This is a genomic window from Coraliomargarita sinensis (genome assembly GCF_003185655.1).
In the GTDB taxonomy this organism is placed as follows: Bacteria; Verrucomicrobiota; Verrucomicrobiia; order Opitutales; family Coraliomargaritaceae; genus Coraliomargarita_B; species Coraliomargarita_B sinensis.
Genome location: NZ_QHJQ01000001.1, coordinates 546,131 through 568,383, shown reverse-complemented (window position 1 = coordinate 568,383; position 22,253 = coordinate 546,131). Strand labels below are relative to the sequence as shown.

Below are 22,253 nucleotides of genomic sequence, written 5' to 3'. Positions count from 1 at the left end.
TATTAAAGCTCTTCGAAACTCACCAGTGAGGGCTCATAAGAACCCGACCAGGACGGACCGGACGAGTCCCCGACCTCCTCCAGACGAAGCAGCTTCATTTCCGGCATGGCTTTCATCGTCTGGATCCGTTGAAACAGCTCTGCCTGGCTGACACGCTGTTCCGGGGTATGGACAGCAGCCATGTTAACCTCTCTGAGCTGCTTATCCTCTGGAGTATGCTCCGGGCGTAAGCCCATCAACCGCATCTGAGCAATCAGACTGGCATGGCGCTTGGCTTCACGCTGCTCCTGAATACTGGCGTAACGCCGCAACTCGGATTTACCCAGAGCGGCCAGCGGATCCTCGTTGACCAAGTCCTGATCACTGACACCAACCCGAGCGGGCTGCGCCTGACGGTCTGTGGTATCCCGAAACACCGGGGGCAACAGCACCAACCCGAGCACAACCGAAGCGGCAGCTCCGGATGCGAGCAACCAGCGGGGGAAGTGAGTGACACTTGGGGCCCGCATCGATTCATCGAGCGCTGAAACCTTGGTCGGCAAACGAACGCCGGAACGGGAACGACCCGAAGCGGCCCGTCGGCCCGAGCGAGATCCCGAGCGCCGTCTAGAGCGCCTTCCGCTCGGCTTAAGGGCCATGCGCATCGCTTTGTCCAAACGGCAACGTTCGGTAAAGGCCCGCTTTCGATCCGGGCTGGCCGCAATTTCGGCTTTCAGCCGCTTGAGATCTTGCGCTGAGATTTCCTTATCGAAATATAAATTGACCAGTTCTGTAAATCTATCGTCAGTCATGCAAAATCACTACCCATTAGTTCACGAAGACTTTCGCGCGCCCGGGCGATACGACTTTTCACAGTGCCTACGCTGATCTCCAGTTGTTGGGCAATCTCGTCGTAGGACAGATTATTCACATTTCGCAAAATCAGCACCTCTTTGTGCTTCTCATTTAAATCGTGCATGCATTCGCCCACGCGATCCACAAATTCTTGCGTAACAGTCGCTTCTGCGGGATTCTCACCCTCGCTGGGCATCAAATTCTCCAGCGTAAGATCACCATCGTCGCCCAGCGGCTGATCCAGGGAAATCGACTGGTCGCGCTTGCGGCGGAACCAGTACCAGTAACGGTTGTGGGCCAAATTCGTCGCAATCTGGTAGAGCCAGGTGGAAAAGGAGGCATCACCGCGGAAATTTTCCAACCCCCGCTGAGCGCGGATGAAGGCATCCTGCGTCACTTCCTCCGCATCTTGCTTATTTTTAAGGAGTTGCGAAACACGGGCAAAAATCCGGTCATAATAGCGGGTGACAATGTCGTTGTAAGCGGCGACATCCCCTTTTTTCACGCGCTCGATCAAAAGGTCGTCAGGGTTCAGGGTCTCAGTTTTTGCGGGCATAGTAGAGTTCATGCAAGGTAGAGCGTTGGGGCATTAGATTTGTTCCAAGAAAATTTGTTCAAATTTAAATGCAAGAAGCGTTTTCCTGAACTTGACAAGCCACCCTCCGCTTCTTTCCATCCAGCGCTTCCAAATGGGGGTCGTTAGCTCAATCGGTAGAGCAGTTGACTTTTAATCAATTGGTTCGGGGTTCGAGTCCCCGACGGCCTACCAGTTCAAAGCCGCTCCAGCACTAGGCTGGGCGGCATTTTTTGTGCCTCCCACTCAGGTGTGTATAGCCACTTTTATAGCCACTTTTTTCAAAAAATTTCTCCATTTTCACCCACCCCTTCAAGTCGAGCTATTTCAGAAATGCAGCGTCGCCGGAAAGCTTCTGGGGGTATTTTTCGTAGAAATAGACCAGGGCAAGCGGTTTATCTTTGTCGATATAATGATCTTCGGTTGTCGTTCAGTTTTGTATATTTGTTCGTGGACGATGCGCCAATTCGGAAGCCGGAGCGTAAATGCGTGCTAGGCAGAGGTCACTCTTCTTTATATGGCCGGTTTTGTAGACTTCTCCATAAGCAAACATGAGCATATCGGAAACCACCGACCCACCCGCACCGAGAAAAACGATAAATTCATTCTCCTGCAGAATTGCGTTGAGAATGTCGTCCGAAGTGCCTGTGATATCCATCTCTATTCAGCCATGCGGACTTTGACTCGGTAGAAGCGTGTGGAGCCTGAAATTGTGTCATCGGTGTGGCTGTGGTTGCTGCCGGTGCCTTCAAATTCAGGGACGAGGGTATGCCAGCTATCCGGAGCAAGTGTATCGCTATATTGAATGAGATACATTCTTCCGGGTGAGGTGGGGAAATTGATTTTAAAGTTATCGTCAGCGCTATTCCTACTCAGGATGGTTGTAAACCTTGAGGTGGGATTCGTAGGATCGGTATCGAAAATGAATTCGTTGGCGGTTGTGACTCCGTCGCCATCATGGTCAATCAGATCCAAATCGTTCCAGTTTTGGCCATCTCCAGGTGCTAAATTATGTAGCTCATACCAGTTTAATGGCGTCTGGTTTAGCGTTTCAAATTGAGCGCTTACATTAAGATCCGCAGTCACGTTTTCATCTTGGCGTGGATTCTCAATGACACCGTCGCTCCACTTCCGGAAAGCAAGGCCGGTCTCAGGAACAGCAGATACCGGGCTCCCCAAGCCTCCAGATACAATATCCTGGCTTAGTTCTCCTGTAACATCCCCGCCGGTTTCGGCCGAATAGCGGAGTTTGTGGCCCAGAATGAAATGAGCGATCAAATCCCGGTGGGTCTCTACCTGAAAACTATAATCGGCTTCAGTCGAAACAGTTTCTCCTCGTTCCGTCCAGTGACTGAAGATATAGCCAACCGCCGCGACCGCAGAAACCGATTCAGTCCGCATGCAGTAGGTAGTGGTGTTTCCGCTCACACTGCCGTGTGCTGGTTTGTCAGCCATCACCCTTATTTGCAGCGGGATTGTAATTAGATAAGGTGAAGTTTCTCCTTCAACGATCCCCCAGATGTTATCGAAGTCATAGCCTGCTGACTCAAATGAAGATCTTCGGTTGAATTCCAAACCATCTAGTCCAACGCCATAACTAGAAGTGTATTCACCATTATCACTTAAGCGCCAAAATGCGCTAGTACCATAGATTCCGTTCCCACTCAAAAACGGATCGACGGTGTATGGAGCAATTGGCACAAAAGTGGAATAGACATTAGTGGTATATGCAGAAAAGATAAACAGACCACCAAATCCTCCCGAAAGGCTTTCTCCTACAACGTTCCCGATTGAGAATGAATCTATATATTCAACAGCATGAGAAAGACCCGAGAAGCCGCCTACATACTCATTCCCGTTAACAGCTCCAGTGGCATAGCATTGGATAATATCAATCTCGTAACCTTCACCCATTAGTCCCCCTACTCGGGCATTTCCTTCTACATTTCCCGTGCTGTAACAATTTTCAATCAGTTTATTCCAACCATCCCTCGCATAACCTACCAAACCACCGATCTGGGAGCCACTCCCCGAGACATCTCCAGTTGCATATGAACGCATTAAACAATTACCTGAAAATCTGCCGATCAGCCCACCTAGTTCACTTTGACCACTCACCGCTACATGAGAATAGCTGTCTTCGATCATTTGCTCGCCGTTTGCATACACGTGGCCGATAAGTCCTCCGCCACTTTTTTCTGCCTCAACAACACCTTCCGTGCCTGAATTATAGACGAAAGGATACAGATTCATACCAACCAAGCCACCAACAGATACGGATCCACTTACATAACCACTTGCAAAACAATTTCGTAATGTAGCCGCCACGACTTCTCCAGCAAGTGCACCAACCTTTTGTTTTCCATAGATTTGAGCGCCTGTTATTGATACATCTAAAAAATTAGCTCGATATGCCTGACCGAACACTCCGACATAATCTTCAGTGGGTCGATTTATAAAAACGTTTAGGATGCTATGCTCATCCCCGTCTAAACTTCCTCGAAACGATTCACTCCAAGTATCGATTCGGCTGTTACCAATCGGCTCCCATCCGGCCCCCTTATTCCACGGAGCCACGCCCAGATCAATGTCGGCTATTTGTTTAAAATGCTTATCAAGCAGGAACCTGATATCGTCCAGTTGCTCAGGCGTCGCGACAAGGTAGGGGTCCTCTTCCGACCCCGAACCACCAGCGTATTCATGCACAAAATCAGCGACCAACGTCCGGTCTCGCGCTTGTGTGAATTCGAAACTGTAAACCTCATCCGTGGAAAGCGTTGTATTACCCTCTCTCCAGCGAACAAACATAAAGCCTTCTGCAGGTGCCGCTGTGAGCACGACCGTCGAACCGTAATCATGCAGAGCTGTTACTGTAACAGAACCTCGACCTTCAACATTTACTTCAGGTGTGATGAGAAATTCATTGGCACTAAAATTTGCCACCAAGCTACGATTCACAGTCGCGGTAAAAGTGTAATTCGGGTCCGTTGAAACTTCGACTCCTCCTTCGGTCCAATTGACAAAATGATGAAACGCCGCGGTAGTTGTAGCCTCCAAAGTGACTGTATCACCATCCAGAAACTTGCCTCCGCCCGAGACTGAACCTACGCCCTCATCACTCGACGTGGCAGTCACAGCATGTTGGTAAAAATTCGCGGTCAGAGTCCGACCACCTGTCAAGGTCAACGCATAGTCCAGCTCGCTGGAGACAAACTCCCCGGCTTCGGTCCAGTTGAGGAAATGATAGCTTGGCGCGGGATCTACGCCCAGTGTCACTGACGTGCCGTGATCGTAGGTGCCCGCTCCCGTCAAAGTAGCCGCCCCTGGGGGAGCCGTATCCAAATCAAGCGTGTATTGGTTAAGGTCGAAATTGGCCACCAAGTCCCGATCGGCACTCGCACTAAACGTGTAAGTCGGATCCGTTGAAACTTCGACTCCTCCTTCGGTCCAATTGACAAAATGATGAAACGCCGCGGTAGTTGTAGCCTTCAATGTGACTGTATCACCATCCAGAAACTTGCCTCCACCAGTCACTGAACCCACGCTCTCATCGCTCGACGTGGTAGTCACAGCATGTTGGTAGAAATTCGCCTTTAGAGTTAGGTTACCAGTTAGATTGAAAGTGTAGTTCGGATCGTCGGATACAACCGCTCCATCTTTGGTCCAGTTGAGAAAATGGTAGCCCGCAGCCGGATCAACACCAAGAGTGACAGATGTGTTGTAATCGAAGGTGCCCGCCCCCGATAAAGTCGCAGCTCCGGATGGAACTGAAGCTAAATCCAGTGTATACTGATTTATTGCGAAGTTTGCCACCAAGTCTCGATCGGCACTCGCGGTGAAAGTGTAGCTGGCGCTTGTAGAAACTTCGACCCCGTCTTCGGTCCAGTTAACGAAAGAATAGCCCGCAGACATGTAACATTTAACAGTGACACGGTCACCATCGTTAAAATAACCAACCCAGCCCGGACTAAAATTAAAGTAAAAAGTGTCATAAGCACCCCCGTTAAAATTACTATTCCATCTGGCAAAAGCTTTAGAAGAATCATAATCAACAGTGATCGCATAATCATTGATGGCGAAATTTGCGACCAGGTGGCGACTTCCGGTCGCATTAAAACTAAAGACAGGATCTGCAGAAACCTCAACTCCACCTTCGGTCCAATTTATGAAATGATGAAACATTGAGGCAGGAACAGCCTCCAGGGTGACTGTGTCATCATATTCGAAAACACCCCCTCCGGAGACTGTGCCATACTCCGGAATATTCGCTTCCAAAGTAATTGCCCAAGCGTAATGGGCGGTCAAGGTCCGGTCACCATCGGCCACAATGCTTAGGCTGGATTCCGAGGAAAGAACGGCATCATCATCACTCCAATGCGAGAACACGTATCCGTTGAGATCGGGCGCATTGAGAATGACCGTGCTGCCATTCGGGTATATCCCAACACCTTGAATCAACGACCCCTCCACTGGAACTGTATCCACAAGAATCAGACTGGTCGTATCTGGCTCGAAATGTGCCTCTAGATTCAGGTTCCGGTAAGCCGGAAAGGTAAAAGTAGCTTCTTCTGAGAAAACGGCACCATCCGCCTCCCAATGTGAAAAGCGCTCACCGGCTATTGGGGTAGCGGTGATGGTAATCTCGTCAGCCTGGTAGAAGGTTCCTCCTCCAGTTACAGTGCCCTGCATGCCTGCACCAAGCGTTACAGTGACCGTATAGTCTCTGTCGCGGAAATAGGGATAAGAACTGCCTTCGTCGATGGTCCAGATATTCGTAAAGTCCCAGCCGGCGGCAGTATAAGTGCTGGCTGTTTGCATTTCGGCCACCGTCAAACTTGTCTCGACATTACCGCCAGAAGAAATCTCCAGCGCGAAGCAGTTATTCACGGTTCCGTAAAATTGACTATCAGTCTCGGTCTTCAGGAAACCTTCAATACTATTACCCTGTCCGGTTGAGAAAGAGTTGCCTATGATTCCGTAAACGCGAGTACCCTCCTCAACCGCGTAATTGTTGAAAGCAAAAGCTCCGGAACGGCCACCACCAGATGATAAGGAATAGCAGTCCTGAATCGAACCGGAATTTAATCCTGAAAAACCACCTCCCTGTAAAGCTCCAGCGTTGTCGACAATCGGGCCAGCACACCAGGATTCGCTTATATCTCCTCCCCAATTATAACCGACAAAGCCACCTAGAGGATACATAGCGTAACTCCCTCTGACGCTACCTGTCGCTGCAGACTTTTCCACAACTCCTTGAAGGTTACCACCGACTAAGCCTCCAACGTAATTGGTGTGTTGCTCGAAATCCAACTTAAGAAGATCTCCAGCAGAAACAGACTCAGTAACCGATCCAACATTGATTCCTATCAGTCCCCCTAGGTAATCTTTGCCTGAAATAGATGCAGCATGAGCAAAGCTAGCAACAACACTTGCATTTTCATGATTACGACCGGCCAGACCGCCAAGTTGATAAGAATTTGCAGGATCTCCTTCAACTAATGCAGTTGAGTATGACTGATTTATCAGACCATAATTTTCCCCGCATAAGCCTCCAAGCCAATTTCCACTTGCGAGAACTTTACCATTAGAAAAGCAAGATGTTATGCTCGATCCCTCATTGTTGAAGCCTACAGCCCCGCCCACGACATCCTTTCCTGAAACGGTTGCACTCGAAAAAGAAGAATGCAGGCTCCCCCCGTTCCCATTAAATCCGACAATGCCTCCTACATAGTCGTCCGTCCCGGAGACCAAGCCAGAACTTTTACAGTTTAAGACGTTTCCTTGATTTTCACCAATCAATCCTCCGATGCGATTAAATCCGCTAGTATTCGCGAAGGATTCGCTGTTTCGAACCGTCCCAGAAGGCCAATTAACCCCCACTAGTCCGCCACCGCTGTCAAAAATACCTTCTCCAGCAGCTGAGACAAAAACAAAGGATCTGATTCCATTAATATCGCCATAGTTCGATCCGGTTAAAGCACCGACCTTCCCCTTGCCAATGACTCTACCTGCACCGAGGTCACAGTCTCGTATCTGCCCATCGGTTTTAATCGTTTTGAATAAGCCAACATATTCTTCATCCGGTCGGTTGATCATCAGGTTCTCTATGCGGTGTCCATTACCGTCAAAATGACCTGAAAAATCACTAATCGGCTGCCAGCCAGCACCTTCGTTGAATGGAGCTTTATTTAGATCGATATCTTCAATAAGAATAAAATGAGCGTAGGGAAAGTAGCGAACTGCATCCAAGCCCTCGGGACTGCCGACTTGGTATGGATCAACAGCAGTTCCATCACCTGCGAACGACACATTGAGAATGTCCACACCGTAGAACCGAACAGTCGCATCCACGCCGGACCGTGTGCTGCGGAGCTGCCAATAGCTGGAATCGACAAGCTCTGGTAGGATTCGTCCCTCATTGTCGAAAGTCATCAACTTGATTTCATTGGCAGAGGCTGCGCCTGAGATGGCAGCGATGCGTTGCGCAAGAATCGAACCGTCAGCCTGATCCGAAATCGTCAATTCCACTTCTGTCGCCCGAATATTCAGTGTCAGGCGGACTCGCGTGCCCACAGGTATATTCGCGCCCGTTATGGTTTCGCTGACAGTATTTGCACCGTTCCTCAGAGTGATATCTCCGAAATTTCCATTCGTAGCGCCCGACTGCCGGTCGGCGCTGATTGATACGACGGCCAGATCTGCCCCGTCCTGACTCAAATGCAGTGAAAAATCCGCGCCAAAATCGGTGTCCAGTCCGCTGATAGCCGTCAGTTCCAGGTCGAAGGAAAATTGAGAAGGCAATGCTCCAGAAACATTTCCGGAAACAATAGGCCGCTCGGCGGTGGACGTATCTGAGAAGCTACTAACGCCCATCCAACTTTGCCAGCCATATGCTGGAGAGGTCGCCACGAGAGCAGAAAGCAGCACCGCAAGGAGTCCTAGTCTTTGTACTGCTGCTAATAAACACATGCGCTTCACGCTAGAACTGAGGCTAAACCAGTCAATCCTTCAGCTAACGGCATTATAACATTAGCGAAGCTTATTTGACCCACAAGAGTAGCTCAGGCACAGGCAATCCGAACTTCTTCGGGCATACTTTTGACCACCGCCAGAATCGGGCTATTTCAAAAACGCAGCGCCCCCGAATAGCTCCTGTGCGTATTTTTCGTAGATATCGACTAGTTCCTGCGGCGCGTCTTTGTCGATGTAGTGCTTCTCAGTTGTAGAAGGGTTATTGTGTCCCATTCGTTGATGAGTGATGGCTAGACCTACAGCCAGCTTTGAGGAAGACGCATAGAATTTCCGCAACTCGTAGGAGGGTCGCCTCTGCTCTGGCAGAAATTTCTCACGCAGGTGTGAGTTGAATGGCCTGAAGAGTTCCAACCTGTTGTCACCCGAAATAACATAATCCGACCCATTGTCTCGGCATATATCCAAGATGTGCTCCGCCAGCCCCGCAGATATCTTAATCGACCTTTCATGGTAGTGTTTGGGTTTAAAGTCACCTCGAACTCGGATCTCAACCCTCCAATAACCAGAATACTTGATTTGGTCTTTCCTCAGGTGGATGATCTCTTTCGGTCGTAGATTCACATATAGAGCAATCAGACGGGCCAAATAGTGACTTGGATCTGTTTTTAGCAAGACGCGGAGTTCCTCAAAGATGCCTTCAATCCGATCTAATTCAGGCAAAGTGTAGATGCCATGGGTGACGGGGAGAAACCCGACAGATAGGAATCCCGCAGGTAAATCGAAAGCGAGACCCGCCCTTCGAAAAATCCTGCGCCCTTTCTCCGAAAAGATGGATTTAGCCTGCCGGAAAGTTGAGTTCGCACTCTCAGACCGCTCAAGAATCTCAACTTCATCAATATCATCAAAATCGTCCCCCACACCAAGCATGGTGTCCATAAACACATCGACGATTCCAGGGCTAAGATCTGAGACGGGGCGCTCAAACGCCCTCTTTTCTGCGGCCTCGACTTCTTTCTTCGTCTTGTCTTTTGGAGGCTTTAGGTTGAGTCCAAGTGTGATCACCTTTCTGAGCTGGTTGACACAGCGTCTAGCATTTTTCTCGTTGAGTCCGTTCGTCCGGTTTTTTGCGCCTTCCTGGTAGGCCAGTATCAGGTCCATTATCGTCACCTCTGAATGTGATTTGCCCGTCTTTGGGGCGCATGCATTCTGCCTCCTGGTGGCATCTTTTCGCTCAAACTCCATTTCCAAGCGGTGCAAAAACGACGAGTCCGGCGCGACCTCTTTTAAAACGTTCTCCAACGGGAATCCGGCAGCTACCTTTTTCTTGATTTTGACCGCTTTAGCATGCGCTTTGGATCGGCTATAATCCAAGTCGATCCATGGCCTACCTAAAGTCTTCGTTTGAATTCTCAAATACCACTTTTTGCCGTATCTTCCCTTGCTCTGTATTTTTTGAATAGTGACCTTGTCCTTCGTGTAGCGCACATCTGATTTGATTTGAGGCGCATATTTTTGGCTCACGCGTAGTAGTTCTTTATGGTTGGCTCCGAGCTGAATGGATGCATTGACGGCTCGGAACTGTTTAAAATTGATATGGAAGGTGTCCCCGACCTCTGTCACGGGGACGTAGGGAAGAAGCCGCTCCACAAAGGTGGACCCCGAGCATATTCCTCTGATGGCCGCTATCGGCATTAGCGGCGACTCTGCAAATACGGGGCTCATAAGAAGAGCAGCCGCCATCGCGGGATCCGCAGAGTCCACGATAGCCCGAATCCGATCCTTCAAGATTTCAGGATCGGACTCCCTTGGGCAGCTCTTTTCAAGTGGGTGCACCCAAAGTTTACTGAAAAAAACGCCTAAGAAAAAAAGAACTTTTTAACTTTTTTCGGTTTCTTGCTCAAAATGATGCAGAGAAAGCGATTAATTCTTCGAATGAAGCGACATTTTGTCCCGAAAACTATCAAAGAGGGCCTAGCGCTTTCTACCCGTGCGGCGAGTCAGGGATGGCACAAGGTTACTTTCCCGCAGCGATGCTCGAAAACGACGAAATCGCAAAATTCGCCGGAGACGTAGATCGCGTTCCGTTCATCGGTGCATCCTGATGAACGCTTTTTGACCCGGAGAAAGTCCTCCCACATTCGGAGAAGAACCGCTTCAACACCTATACCATTAAAATGAGGTTCCAATTGATTTCGGAGCCCCCCGGAAATTTCAAGAAAATCGAACGGGTACACGTGGGGTAAATTCCAAATATCCCGCACCGAAGTGACCTTACGGTTCTCGATGTATTCCCGGTAGGAGGTAGCAACCATAACCCGAACTTCGTCGTTGTGGTTGATGGAAACAATTTCCTTTTCCCCACTAAGGTGAAGGCGGATTTCAAAACCGGGCTGTAGAGCGTCACGCACTCTTTCAGGTTCTGCATATTCGATGAGCGTCACATCTTCGACGCCTCCACCGAGGTCGTTTAGTACGGCCGTTACTACTTTGGACTGGAATTTGAACAATCTGTTTCCGCGGTCCAGCAGTGCGAGCGCATATTGATCGCCGCCCAGTCGATAAAGTTGGCGGGGACTTTCAAGAGAACTCACGAGCTCAAATTCTTCTTCATTTATGTCTACATTTTTAAGTCGTTTCATAATTTTTGTTTATTCAAGAGGTTCTTAACAATGCGCCTTTTTGTGCGGCCTTTGGAAGCGGGCCGCGGCGCAAAATGGGATTCTTAGGCGTGGTCGAATACAAATAGCTCACCCGTAAAACGTTTGACGGAAAAGGCCATAAATTCGCCTTCCACACTGATGCGCTCTGCCTCGCTACAACCTGAAATTTCAAGCGCCAGACGATATTCCTGCCAGAGAACATGAATTAAATACGAGTGTTGACCCTCGTCGGCAATATCTTCGACCGTCTGAATCATCCGTCGCGTGAGAAGCATTAGGCCCGCCACACTTTCGGCGGGCAATCCCCACTGTTTATGCGCGGACGTGAGAATCCCATCACCTTCTTCGAGGATGATGGGCTCATACTCATAGATATGATCGTATTTATTCAGCATGACGACCTTGCCCCTATCAAGTTTCAAGCGGAGGATTAGGGTCTCGTCCTCTTCATAGCCGACTACAGGATGCTGCCGAAGTAGCTTCACGTCCGTGATATTCGGATTCTGCTGACGTTCGAGGTACTTTGCCAGCTCGGCTGACGCAAACGCGAAGCGTAAACCATAGCTTTTCTCGGTTATTGCGAAGGTGATCGCACCAACTTTGTGCAAAGCGATATCAAGCAACGGTGATGTGAAAATTGTCGATTCGCTGAGGCGATCTTCGGAGATATTTATTTCATTCATAATTATTTTCTCGTTTGTATATAAAGAAGGAGGCGACCTTTATGGGTCGCCTCCTTATAGTTATTTCTTTTTTTAATTTATCGTGGAGTGTCGAACTTCACGAGTTTTGAGTTGATGTACTTCGCGCGAAAAGAGCCGAACTCCCCTCGAATTTTTACGCTTCGCTTCGGATGCGATGATTTCGAGAGTTTCCAGTCATACCAATACGTCCTGAGCACATGCTCGACTTGATCCTCGGTCGCATGGGCTTCAATCGCATCAACCATGGAGCCAGTCAGCAGCATATGGACGACTGGTTCTTCGGGGACGAGTCCCCAAAGACCGCATGGAGAGTGAAGACGATTCGGATTGGTCACTTCATCAAGGGCGAAGATCCGATCGCGTTCGTCCAAAATAAACGTCCTACCATCGCAAAACTCATAGCGGAATTCGCTGAGGCGTTTCGCTCCGGTTCCGTGCTGCGTTGACCTTTCGTGCAAACGGACACACCGAATCTTCTTCCGTCCCTCGAGGGCAAGATGCCGGGATAAAGATGGTGATTCGAAGACGTACAAGAGTTGATATCCCTTGGTGATTGCAAATTCATCCCCCGAACAACGATTCAGTTTCAGCATCGCCCCAGGCTTTGTGAGCACTCGGATCTTCGATGGATGCATTTTGCTTAATTTAGTTTCGCGCATGGTAATCTTTGTAAAGCTGCTCAATAGACATACAGATTTCCACGTTATCGTCCTCGCGGACATGATAGACATAGCCGTCGGATTCGATTAGCCGGATGACGATATCACCCTCCTCATTGCAACAGAGGCATTTCGGACGGAAGACATCATAATGAACTACGCGCCTCTCAAGACGTTGCATCAGTAGTGCAAAAATAGCTGATTTGACGACTAGGTGCGGATGCCTCTCATCCTCCCCGCAGAAAGCGAACGTATCTTCGCTGATTTTTAAAATTGATGACTTACAGGCTGGCGTGAGGTCGGCAGCATTATCGAGGTTTAGATCTTTGTTTAGTAATATTTCCATTTTTATCTTTCTTTTAAAACGCAACAGGGCCGCCAAAATGGCAGCCCTGTTGTGAATTGATTTATGAATTTTTGATTGGCTTTAGGCAGCGCGGAATCCCTTCCGAGCAGTCGGAATCCTTCCAAGGTGTTCAACTTCGGCAATCATCCGACAAACCACTGGGAGGTGTCGGATAATTAAGGTGCTCTGGATCAAGACTTGGACATTAAAAGCCGTCAGCTTCGGGAATGCCTGGGCGGGAAGCCGAAGCTGCCTCGCCAAAGTGCTGATCTGAGCTGGACTGGCAGGCTTCATCATCCAACCTTCACCATCACGGAACCGAGACGGGAGAACATTCTCGACCTCCGACTCCGGCGTCAGGGACTCAAGAGACCATTCACTGTATAGCTTCTCCATCTTCAGTACGGATCTCCAGCGTGGAAGTAGAACATGCACCAACATTTCATTTCCGTGATCGTAGGTCTCGATAATGTGCAGATACGGCATATCTTGATGCTGCAGATACCACCGAATGACTGCGTCTTCCTTATGTGGAAATGCCACCGAAAGCGTATCCACCTGGTCTCGATATTTCTCCTGACTTTTGATAAGTTTGAGCCGCGTCAGCAACTCTTGTGGCAAGGCTTGGTTCGGGCGCCTTAGAGCCCGTCTTTGTAATGTTTTCATAGCATTTAGATGTATTAAGAACACGCGCCAGCGGCGCGGTTGAGTCAGAAAAAACTCAACACCTAAAAACATTAAAAAGGTGGAGAAGCCCGGGAACCGGGCGGCGGAGCCTTCACAGGCAGCCTGCTAATTTTACCTCAAAGGCAGGCTGTCGCCCCGCCTACTGTTTTACGGTCACCCTCATTTTCAACCGACCCTTTCGGGGCCAATCCGCAGAAGCTGCGGATTTTTCGTAATGAAGCAGTCCTTCAACTCCGACTGATATCAGACGCCGGATGATCGTAGTCCGGTCTACCTCCATACTATAAGCGAGGCGGTCGATCTCCTCGATTTCTGTTTTTTCAATACGAACCGATACTGCTTCCATTGCCATGATAGAACTTTAAAAGAATAGAGTTGATTTTGTCTACAATAATTACAGCGTATACGCATGACCGTCACTCAATTCTCAAAAACTCTCGGTGTACCCGACTGTGCGCATTGGCCCTCAGAGCTACCGGACGGGGTCTTCGGATTTCGAATTGATAGGTCGGATTTCGAAACACCACTTCAAGCAGGCGACAATTTCCATTCCGCCTTCAACCGTCACATTGCAGGTGAAAATATCGAACCGCCTTATAATACTGCATGCTTGGCTGTGGAGAATGCGCTCAGCGATTTCGGTGTCGTCGAGGTCGACTCTGAAATTCCGGTTCGCGGGAGTGGCCTATCTGGACAGATAGATATCGTCGGACGCGATGATTCCGGTCGGCCAGTCCTCGTAGAACTCAAATCGACATTGGGGTCATACGGGCTAAAGCCACGCCCCAGCGAGGTCATCCAGCTTGGGACTTATGCCTTTATTCAGGGATCCCTCAACCCAAGGTTGATGTGGCTCCGAGTTGGCCTGCGATCTTCGTGTGTCAGCGTTTTCGCCATGCGCAATTCCGCCGAGTTGATTGAGGCTATCGCACACTCAATACCGAGCCTATCAGCAGCGTAGGTTGGTTATGGTCTCGGTCTTCGACCAGAAAATGGTGCGTTCAACAACTTCAAAATTTTTAGCGTGGTAATTTTTCGGCAAGGGCCTCTAGCACTGCCCTTGCCTCGTCGGTATCACCTGCACAGAGCTGTTGAATGGCTTGTTGGACTTGTTTAGAAATTTGTTTGAGACTCAACTTTTCGAGTTTGGCGGATGCCTTCTTCTTCGGCAAATGAGACGCAACTGCTTCCTGCAGGACCGGCGCAGTCACGGCGCGCCTACCTGCATCGCACTTTTTAACAACGTCTTTCCAGACGGCCATACGCTTATGAGGGTCCTTGATCCGGGCCAGTTCGGCGATGTGTGACTCCCGTGTCGGCATTGGGAGATTCGTTTTGGAAATGTCTAAAATTTTTGACATTTCAGTGTAGACTTCGGAGTTGGCAATCAACTGATAGGCGCGGGCGCGGGTAATGAGCACCACCTCGGCAACAAAGGCCTCAAATGTTTTGTGAGTAGAACGGTAAAGCTTTTCATCGCGAATTGTGGCGAGGGCTTCACCCATTTGGACAAACGCTTCTAATCCGCGATCGATGCACTCCAAGCACGCCTTGAGCCTCGACTTTTCGTCGGGTGAAAGGGGATCGTCGTCCTCAACCACTTCCGTTTGAGCGTCTGTATTGATGCGGACTTCCGAGTCTGTCTGATCTTCCGCCGCCGGGGAGCCTGAAGGTTGGTCCAGCAGCTCCTTCTCTATGGCCTTTTTAACACGATAGTCGATCGCCTGGGATGACACTTCCATCTTATACTTCTCCGCCAGTAATTCGGCGATTTGGGTGTGTTTCAGCCCGTCGCGTTTTAGTTCGATGATCTCTTTAACATGGTCTTTGAGTTGGTGTGGTTGTGACATTTTATTTCCTCTTTTGAATTTTCTATTAGTGACTGGGTGTGCTTGGTATGCTTTAGGGCTCACCCATCATTTGTATGGATCAGACCTAAGGGCATCGCTGCGTGAGTATTTTTTCATGTAAAAATTCAGTTCGACCCTAGTTGTATAGCTCCCGCCACTCCACTCAGCTGAGCAAATCAGAGAAGGTCGTTTTATTTACCTCAGCTTGTAGGCCTTTAGTTTTAAATAAATTACCAAGCTCCGTAGGGCGGCTCGATTTTATGGCTTCAATGATTGCAAACCATCTCTCTTGATACTCTCGGCTAACTTTCTCAAAGCTTGGGTTGTCGAAGGTGAGTTTTACTTCGATCAGGGCCGTTTCGGTGGTAAATACGAGCAAGCACTTTTCGTGATCGTATTCGCAGAAATCGCACGATCCGCTTGGGATTTGCCAATGTTTTTTCGTCCTGTGATCGACGACGAGAAAGAAGTCTTTTTTGGATGGCGGCGAGTTGGATTCTGATAAGATTGAAATAACTGACTCCACCTCTTGTTTCAGGGACTTCATGCTTTCGACAATCAACTCCAGATTGATCACTCTCGCCTCTAGCCCCGGATCGCTGTGTTGTTTTTCTAATTTCAATTGGTCGACCTCCCTCTTGAGCGGTTCGATCAACCCCTTCAAGGCTCCCTCGTAGAGATTCTCTATTTCCTTCGGCACTTTCATGATGTATTGAATCTGTATTTATATTATCTCGATTAAGTATTTTTGAGTTTTGTCGTTTTCGATAAGTCAGGTTTTCATTGAGTAGTTTGGTTAGTTCTTCCTGCCGTTGTTTAATATCCAAATGTCTTTCTTTTCTGTCTTTGAATCCCTTCAGGAATTCGTCGTAGTTAAATCCTGGTCGGTATTTTCGACCTTTCAGGCGCAGAAACTTTCTAGATGATCCAGAAGGCCTTACCCCGATGTCAGACTGATGCGGCCTGACTTCAAAGCCCTCGCGCCTGAGTAATTCTACGATATCTTCGCGGGTGTTTTCAGTGCGTGAGAGCAAAGCGCTACACACTTTTGCGTCGATTTCAGCATATTCGGCCTTTCGGTCATGGGGCAGTTTATTACTCGGCGTGCTTTCAAGTCGCTCTCGCTCGGGGTCGTCGACAGAACTAAACCCGTAGAGGAGATTGACTAATTCTTGCCAGTTTTTGAATAGAAATTGATCCTTTCAATGGAGGTAGTGTTGCCATCTTCGTCCTGACCTGTGTTGATTTGAAACAACGCAGTGGAGTTCCGTTCGCGCCTTGTCGCGGTGTTCGATCCAAATCCTCATTATATCCGAATCGTCGATTCCGGCGTACGCGATTTCCTCGTAACTCTTGATGATTTCGAGCTTGGAAACTTCACTGACTTCTTCTTCGAATGATAAGACTAATGATGTGTATTTTCTCGAATGAGGGCAGGTATTGATCGACTCCTGCACCATCGCCTCATCGCCGAGAATAACTCTCGCGGGAACAGCACGTTCTTGGTTAATCAAGTAATCGAAAGGGTTGGTATTTATACCATGGCAAATAATTTTATGCAGCATCGTCGCCCCCTTTCAGGCTTTGAAGCTCGACATAGATCGCGTGTAATTCTGATACCAATTCTAAAGCACGCTCTGGGTCGCCGGGTAATCCTTCAGTATTTATCTTTTTTGCGATCTGATTGAGATTATTACCAATCCGCCCAAGCTCTCCAATGAGCCTTCTTCGGTGAGCCTTTTCGGATTTCGTTTTTGCATTCTTCCCGATTAATACGGTTCTTGCCCAATCAGAGAATTCTAACCCGTCAGGTATATTGTCGATGATCTCATCTCGCTCACATGGAGTCGCCCGAAACTTCAGTGTTTCGGTCCGCTTCTCTTTTCTGGGCATGGACCTCCGAGGCTTCTTTTCCTGAGGTTTTGATTCAACACCATCATCGGGACCAGTTTCTGGCGTTGACTCTTTTTCATCAGGAGTCGGCGTGGTTTTTGCTTCCACCTCATCAACTTCTCCAGAAGAACTCTTTTGTGGCTTCCCCTGTGACTCGTGACCTTCTCCTTTTACTTCTTGCTGAACTTCAGTTTTTGAAGCCGCCGAAACCTTTGTGTGTTCGAAAGGGTCCCTCGATTGCACCCTAGGAGAAGTCTCCGGCTTTGACTTTTCACCGCCAGAGACTTCTGACTTCTCTTTAGCGCCGGGGCCACCTGGTGAACCGGATATTGGACCACCTTGTGAAGGCCCGTCTTTGGGTTCCTCTCCTCCAGCTTGCAGAATAGCAGCGCTTTGTGGCTTCACCGGCGACTCCGTCCGTGGCCCATGTTGCTCACTTTTGGTTTCCTCAGTTTTTGGTGTATCCAAAACCTTTGTGGCCTCGGCAGGGCTCCTCGATGATGCCCCGGGAGTGGCCTCCGACTTTGATGCCTCACTTCCAGAACCTTCTGATTTGGCTGTAGCGTTGGGGCCAGCTGGTGGACCGGACTGTATGCCACTTGAGGCCGACTTGTCTTTGGGTTCCCCCTCCCCATCCTTTAGAGGAGCGGCACTTTGTGCCTTCACCGGCGTACCCTTTTGTGGCTCCGGGCGCTCTTCCTTGGTTTTCTCAGCTTTTGATGCAGTCGGAACGTTTGTGGGCTCGCTCGGAGCCACAGATGTGGAGCCGGGAGTCGACTCCGACTTTGGCCGCTCACCCGAAGCGGCTTCTGTTTTGGCTGCGGTGCTGGGCCCACTTGGTGGCCCCGACCGTGTGCCGCCATGGGCCGACGCGTCTTTGGGTTTCTCCTCTCCAGCTTTTGAAAGAGGGGAACTTTGTGGCTTCCCGGCTGACTCTGCCCGTGGCTCACTTTGCGGACCGGACTGTGTTCCTAGTGGAGCCTCCTTTGGGGATGCCGCCGCAGGCGAATTAGGCAACGTTTGTTGCCCCGGGGTGGAGTCTGAGGAGGGGGCGCCCCCCTCCCCAGCCAGCACACGAGTAAGGACACCTTGTGGTCCTTCCGTGTTTGCTGGCTTTTGGTTTTCGTTAAGCGCAGCGTTCGCTGCTGTTTTAGAAAAAGAAGCTGATGCTTCTTTGTTATTATTTTGGATTCGGGACTTTGAGTCCTCGTTGTATTTGATTTCTGTCATAGCTCCCACATTGGAGCAGAATTGAAATCACCTTCATATCTTAACAAACGTGCACACGTTTATTAAGAAACGCATTTCGCGTTGACGCGGAATGGACCTGGGCCTTTAGGCAGTCCGAGTTGATGGATGGCCGTATTTACGGATTCAGTCGTCACCGATAATTGATGCTTGGGAAATGAATCCGCAATTTGGTCTCTGGAATCCATGTGAGAATAATAGCCGTCCCACATCGCACAGAGCATATATCGCATTGTATGCTGGGGAAGCTCGTTATTTTCAACATTCCTACTCAACATATCCTTTTCACGTTTTTCCTTAGCACGGTAAGCCTTTTGCAATAAATTCAAATCTAGATCAGGCCAAATTGTCCGACCTGTCTGAACCGTACATTCGATCTTAAAAGCAGTGACCGCATCTTCTCCTTTCAACGGCCACACCCTTGGCATGTAGTGCTTCCTAGCAAAGGCTTCTCGGGCCTGCACGGTCTCATCCCGAACTAAAGGATTCAGCTTCTCTATTTCAGGAGGCGGAATCTCCTTTGGGAAAAATCCGGCCAACTGGGGTAGTTGGATAAAAATCCAAGCTCGCTGATCTCCCTCCCCATCAATTCCGATTTGCGCTTGCACAAAAAAATCCATGGCTCGGTGGAACACCACTAGCCGAAAAACATCGGGATCTATTTTTATCGCATAGTTATTATTATAAAATTTCTCCCAGTCTTTATTCATTTCATCCCCTTTTTTTCTCAAAAGTATGGACGCACGCCCGACCGACCATCTTTCCAAGATATGTGCAGGGATTCACCAAAACTCTATACTGCTACGCTTCAAGCTTCTTCGGGGTATCAACGAATACAAAATCAGTAGCGGAAGAACCCTCGACCCGCCCAATTTGTAACGATGACAGAGTTGAGCTTCCGGAGACAACCACAGGCCAAATGGAACTCACGAATCCTTCTATTGTACCTCACCTGAGAAGCCCGAACTGAAGAAATTCCGCCTCAACCCGAAATTCCTAAAGGTCACCCAGAATCCCAAGTGCCACTGACACTGACAGATCCGCTTTTCGCTGAGTGGATGAAGCATTATAAACCGACGCCAATTGAACGCGACCTCATAAGCAGAGATGATGGCTTCGAGCAGTACCTATCCATACGGGTGAAAGACTTTGAATCTCGAAAATCAGAGATCGCTGCAGAACTCGATAAAAGTAAGCGCTCCAGGCCTAACAATGAACCGGAGATATAAACTCCCCTGAGAACCGGCAACTTTGCAAGTACGCCTTCCAAGGGGGATGTCTCACCCATTGTTACAACCCTGAGGAGTTGCCTGTTGCTGGTTTGAAGTCGCGAAGAGGCTGGAGGTTCGGGGCAATGGTTGTGGGACAAACCCTGAACAATCTGCAGTGTCTTCTGATACGCCTCATTCATCGCTGATGAAGGTAGATGATAGCCTCCGCTGGAAGCACCTTATATTTTACTCCCGGGCAGCCTTAAAGAGAGGCGCTTCAAATATTTCAGGCAACTAACGCTTGCAGACTATATAACATCCGCTATATGTGATGATACTTTGCCTACTGAACACACATTTTCTGATCTGCTTAAATCTGTGAGACTACGACTCGCCTTGAGCCAGGAGGATATCGCACGCGAATTAGGCGTCAGTTTCGCCACTGTAAACAGGTGGGAGAACGGAAAAGCATCTCCGTCACGGCTCGCACTTGCCCAATTCAACCGGTTTTGCGAGCAGAAGGTGAAAGAAGGAAAGCTTGCAGAAAGCGACCTGGAGGAGGGAGAGCGTGGTGACTGATACCCTGTCAAGAGCTCGCCGTTCATGGAATATGAGGCGAATCCGATCAAAAAACACACGCCCCGAGCAGGCCGTACGTTCCCTGCTTCATCGCGCAGGTTTCAGATTTACTGTGAATGGTCCCCTGAATCGCTCTCTCCCGGGCAAACCAGACCTTGTTCTGCCACGATTCAAAATCGCCGTCCTTGTACATGGCTGCTTCTGGCACAGGCATGAGGACTGCAAATATGCCTATATGCCAAAATCGCGTGTCGAATTCTGGAAGGAGAAATTCAGAAAGAACGTTCAGCGCGACAGAGAGGTCGTTACCCTGCTGAAAGAAGCAGGCTGGCAGCCGTTCGTAGTTTGGGAATGTCAACTGAAAAGAGACACAGAGCACGTTTTAGAGCGCTTTAAAGATATGGCGCAGAAACACACGAATGAATGCGTTGAAAGCGGGAGGGCTCTCTAGCACCATGGCAAAGAAGACCTCAACTATTCCGGTGATCGACCTGTTTGCTGGCCCAGGAGGCTTGGGGGAAGGATTTTCGCGTTATCCCCTGGAGGGGGGCAAGCGTTTCAAGATTGGACTTTCCATCGAAAAAGACCCCAGCGCTCACAAGACACTGACCCTCAGGGCATTTTTCAGGCAATTCGAAGAAGGAAAAGCACCGGACGAATATTATCAGTATCTCAGAGGTGAAATTTTGAAAGATGAACTCTATGGGGCATTTCCTGCTCAAGCAAAAGCCGCAGAAGAGGAGGCACAACTTCTCACCTTAGGTAAGCAGGACCCGAATAAACTGATACAAAGAAAGCTTCGCTGCACGGACCACTGGGTTTTAATCGGCGGGCCACCCTGCCAGGCATACTCTCTGGTGGGGCGTTCCAAGATCCTCGGGGGCATCAAGCGCGAACCAGACGAGACCGAAGAGGTGTTCAACCGGCGTCGCTTGGCCACGTTTGATGGAGATCCCCGACATCAGCTTTACAGAGAATATTTGGCAATCATAGGAAAACATTGGCCAAGTGTGTTTGTCATGGAGAATGTCCGTGGCATCCTGTCAGCAAAACACAACGGAGAGCGGATCTTCCCAAAAATCCTTAAAGACCTGAGCAATCCCGCCGAAGTTTTTCCGGGTAAGAGACGCAGATACAAGTATCGCATCTATTCTCTGACAGTACCGTCAGATGGGAATCCACTCGAACAGGAGCCCAGTGATTTCATCATACACTCGGAACAATACGGAATACCGCAAGCAAGACACAGGGTTATCTTGCTCGGCATACGTGATGATCTCGATTGTGGAAAAATCCCTCTCCTTAAACCGTGCGGGCAGAGAACTGTTGAGGAAACCATCTCCGACCTGCCAAAATTAACGCCCGGGGTCACCAAGCAGAACGGCATGCGAGCCTACGATGCCCTTGCGGAATTACTTGATGTATCACTCTCCAGAGGAGCCAGTGGTGATTTCTTCGACTTTGAAGTTATTCACCGGCTAGAACGTGCGATCAAAAATGCACGACGCAGAGAGGATCGTGGTAGCCGCTATAAGTCCCTTGAGGAGCCTCTGGATGACTGGTGGTTTGGAGACCCAAAGCTGAATGGGGTCTGCAACCACGAAACCCGCAGCCACATCAAGGAAGATCTCTGGCGATATGCATTCGCCTCCTGTTATGCCGAACAAACTGGTGCATCTCCGCAGCTCCGAGACTTTCCTAAGGCACTCTTACCCAACCATGCCAATGTCAAAGAAGCAATTAGAGGTCAGAAATTTGGCGACCGCTTTCGCGTCCAGGTCGCAAATCGGCCCTCCTCTACCATAACATCGCACATCTCCAAAGACGGGCATTACTTTATCCATTATGACCCAAGGCAGTACCGAAGCCTGACTGTTCGTGAAGCAGCGCGGCTCCAAACCTTCCCGGACAACTATTTTTTTGAGGGGACCAGAACCTCGCAGTATCATCAGGTCGGCAATGCAGTGCCTCCTCTCCTCGCATATAAGATTGCAGGGGTCGTCTCAAAACTGATTGATTCCATAACGTAAATTTAA

17 protein-coding genes and 1 tRNA gene are annotated in these 22,253 nt (G+C 49.3%); 4 read left to right on the top strand and 14 right to left on the bottom strand.

Going from position 1 to position 22,253, the window contains the following annotated elements; translation table 11 throughout:
- Positions 1–2: 2 nt before the first annotated feature.
- Together DDZ13_RS02415 and DDZ13_RS02410 are read right to left on the bottom strand one after the other, a co-directional pair.
- Positions 3–791, bottom strand: coding sequence for a hypothetical protein (locus DDZ13_RS02415; protein WP_110129819.1), 789 nt, complete (start codon positions 789–791; stop codon positions 3–5).
- Positions 788–1,390 carry an RNA polymerase sigma factor gene (locus DDZ13_RS02410; protein ID WP_110129818.1) on the bottom strand — a complete coding sequence of 201 codons (603 nt, stop codon included), beginning with the start codon at positions 1,388–1,390 and terminating at the stop codon, positions 788–790. The genes DDZ13_RS02415 and DDZ13_RS02410 overlap by 4 nt, the downstream gene beginning before the upstream one ends.
- A 137-nt stretch (positions 1,391–1,527) precedes the next feature.
- Here DDZ13_RS02410 and DDZ13_RS02405 point away from each other — a divergent pair.
- Positions 1,528–1,603: transfer RNA gene (locus tag DDZ13_RS02405), tRNA-Lys, on the top strand.
- 235 nt (positions 1,604–1,838) lie between these two features.
- Here the strand turns inward: DDZ13_RS02405 and DDZ13_RS02400 are convergent.
- From DDZ13_RS02400 to DDZ13_RS02325, 12 genes are all read right to left on the bottom strand, one after another.
- Positions 1,839–2,066, bottom strand: coding sequence for a hypothetical protein (locus DDZ13_RS02400; protein WP_110129817.1), 228 nt, complete (start codon positions 2,064–2,066; stop codon positions 1,839–1,841).
- A gap of 2 nt (positions 2,067–2,068) precedes the next feature.
- Entirely contained in the window at positions 2,069–8,377 is a 6,309-nt protein-coding gene (locus DDZ13_RS02395; protein ID WP_110129816.1) for an InlB B-repeat-containing protein, read from the bottom strand.
- Positions 8,378–8,527: 150 nt separating this feature from the next.
- A complete protein-coding gene (locus DDZ13_RS02390) occupies positions 8,528–10,213 on the bottom strand; it encodes a site-specific integrase (RefSeq protein ID WP_110129815.1) in 1,686 nt (561 codons plus the stop codon).
- A gap of 164 nt (positions 10,214–10,377) precedes the next feature.
- Complete coding sequence (locus tag DDZ13_RS02385) at positions 10,378–11,019, bottom strand: hypothetical protein (RefSeq protein ID WP_110129814.1); 642 nt, start codon at positions 11,017–11,019, stop codon at positions 10,378–10,380.
- A gap of 83 nt (positions 11,020–11,102) precedes the next feature.
- Complete coding sequence (locus DDZ13_RS02380; protein ID WP_110129813.1) at positions 11,103–11,723, bottom strand: hypothetical protein; 621 nt, start codon at positions 11,721–11,723, stop codon at positions 11,103–11,105.
- Positions 11,724–11,800: 77 nt separating this feature from the next.
- On the bottom strand, positions 11,801–12,403 hold the full coding sequence (locus tag DDZ13_RS15305) for a hypothetical protein (protein WP_146209206.1): 603 nt from the start codon (positions 12,401–12,403) through the stop codon (positions 11,801–11,803).
- Positions 12,390–12,749 (bottom strand): hypothetical protein, encoded by a 360-nt coding sequence (locus tag DDZ13_RS02365; RefSeq protein WP_110129810.1) that lies wholly within the window; start codon positions 12,747–12,749, stop codon positions 12,390–12,392. Before DDZ13_RS02365 ends, DDZ13_RS15305 begins: the two co-directional genes overlap by 14 nt.
- Positions 12,750–12,830: 81 nt before the next feature.
- Entirely contained in the window at positions 12,831–13,415 is a 585-nt protein-coding gene (locus tag DDZ13_RS02360) for a hypothetical protein (RefSeq protein ID WP_146209205.1), read from the bottom strand.
- 1,040 nt (positions 13,416–14,455) lie between these two features.
- The gene (locus DDZ13_RS02345; RefSeq protein ID WP_146209204.1) at positions 14,456–15,349 is read right to left on the bottom strand and encodes a hypothetical protein; all 894 of its coding nucleotides are present in this window, start codon (positions 15,347–15,349) and stop codon (positions 14,456–14,458) included.
- Positions 15,350–15,449: 100 nt separating this feature from the next.
- Positions 15,450–15,992, bottom strand: a complete 543-nt coding sequence (locus DDZ13_RS02340; RefSeq protein ID WP_110129805.1) for a hypothetical protein — start codon at positions 15,990–15,992, stop codon at positions 15,450–15,452.
- 848 nt (positions 15,993–16,840) lie between these two features.
- Positions 16,841–17,647: a MobC family plasmid mobilization relaxosome protein gene (locus tag DDZ13_RS15425; RefSeq protein WP_158279752.1), complete on the bottom strand. Its 807-nt coding sequence runs from the start codon at positions 17,645–17,647 to the stop codon at positions 16,841–16,843.
- A gap of 824 nt (positions 17,648–18,471) precedes the next feature.
- Positions 18,472–19,137, bottom strand: coding sequence for a hypothetical protein (locus DDZ13_RS02325; RefSeq protein ID WP_110129802.1), 666 nt, complete (start codon positions 19,135–19,137; stop codon positions 18,472–18,474).
- An 840-nt stretch (positions 19,138–19,977) separates the two neighbouring features.
- On the opposite strand from DDZ13_RS02325, the gene DDZ13_RS02320 reads away from it, so the two are divergent.
- From DDZ13_RS02320 to DDZ13_RS02310, 3 genes are read left to right on the top strand one after another with little or no spacing between them, the layout of a single operon-like run.
- Positions 19,978–20,217 (top strand): helix-turn-helix domain-containing protein, encoded by a 240-nt coding sequence (locus DDZ13_RS02320; RefSeq protein ID WP_110129801.1) that lies wholly within the window; start codon positions 19,978–19,980, stop codon positions 20,215–20,217.
- Positions 20,218–20,248: 31 nt separating this feature from the next.
- Positions 20,249–20,668, top strand: a complete 420-nt coding sequence (locus DDZ13_RS02315; RefSeq protein ID WP_233246057.1) for a very short patch repair endonuclease — start codon at positions 20,249–20,251, stop codon at positions 20,666–20,668.
- A gap of 4 nt (positions 20,669–20,672) precedes the next feature.
- On the top strand, positions 20,673–22,247 hold the full coding sequence (locus DDZ13_RS02310) for a DNA cytosine methyltransferase (protein ID WP_110129857.1): 1,575 nt from the start codon (positions 20,673–20,675) through the stop codon (positions 22,245–22,247).
- Positions 22,248–22,253 lie beyond the last annotated feature (6 nt).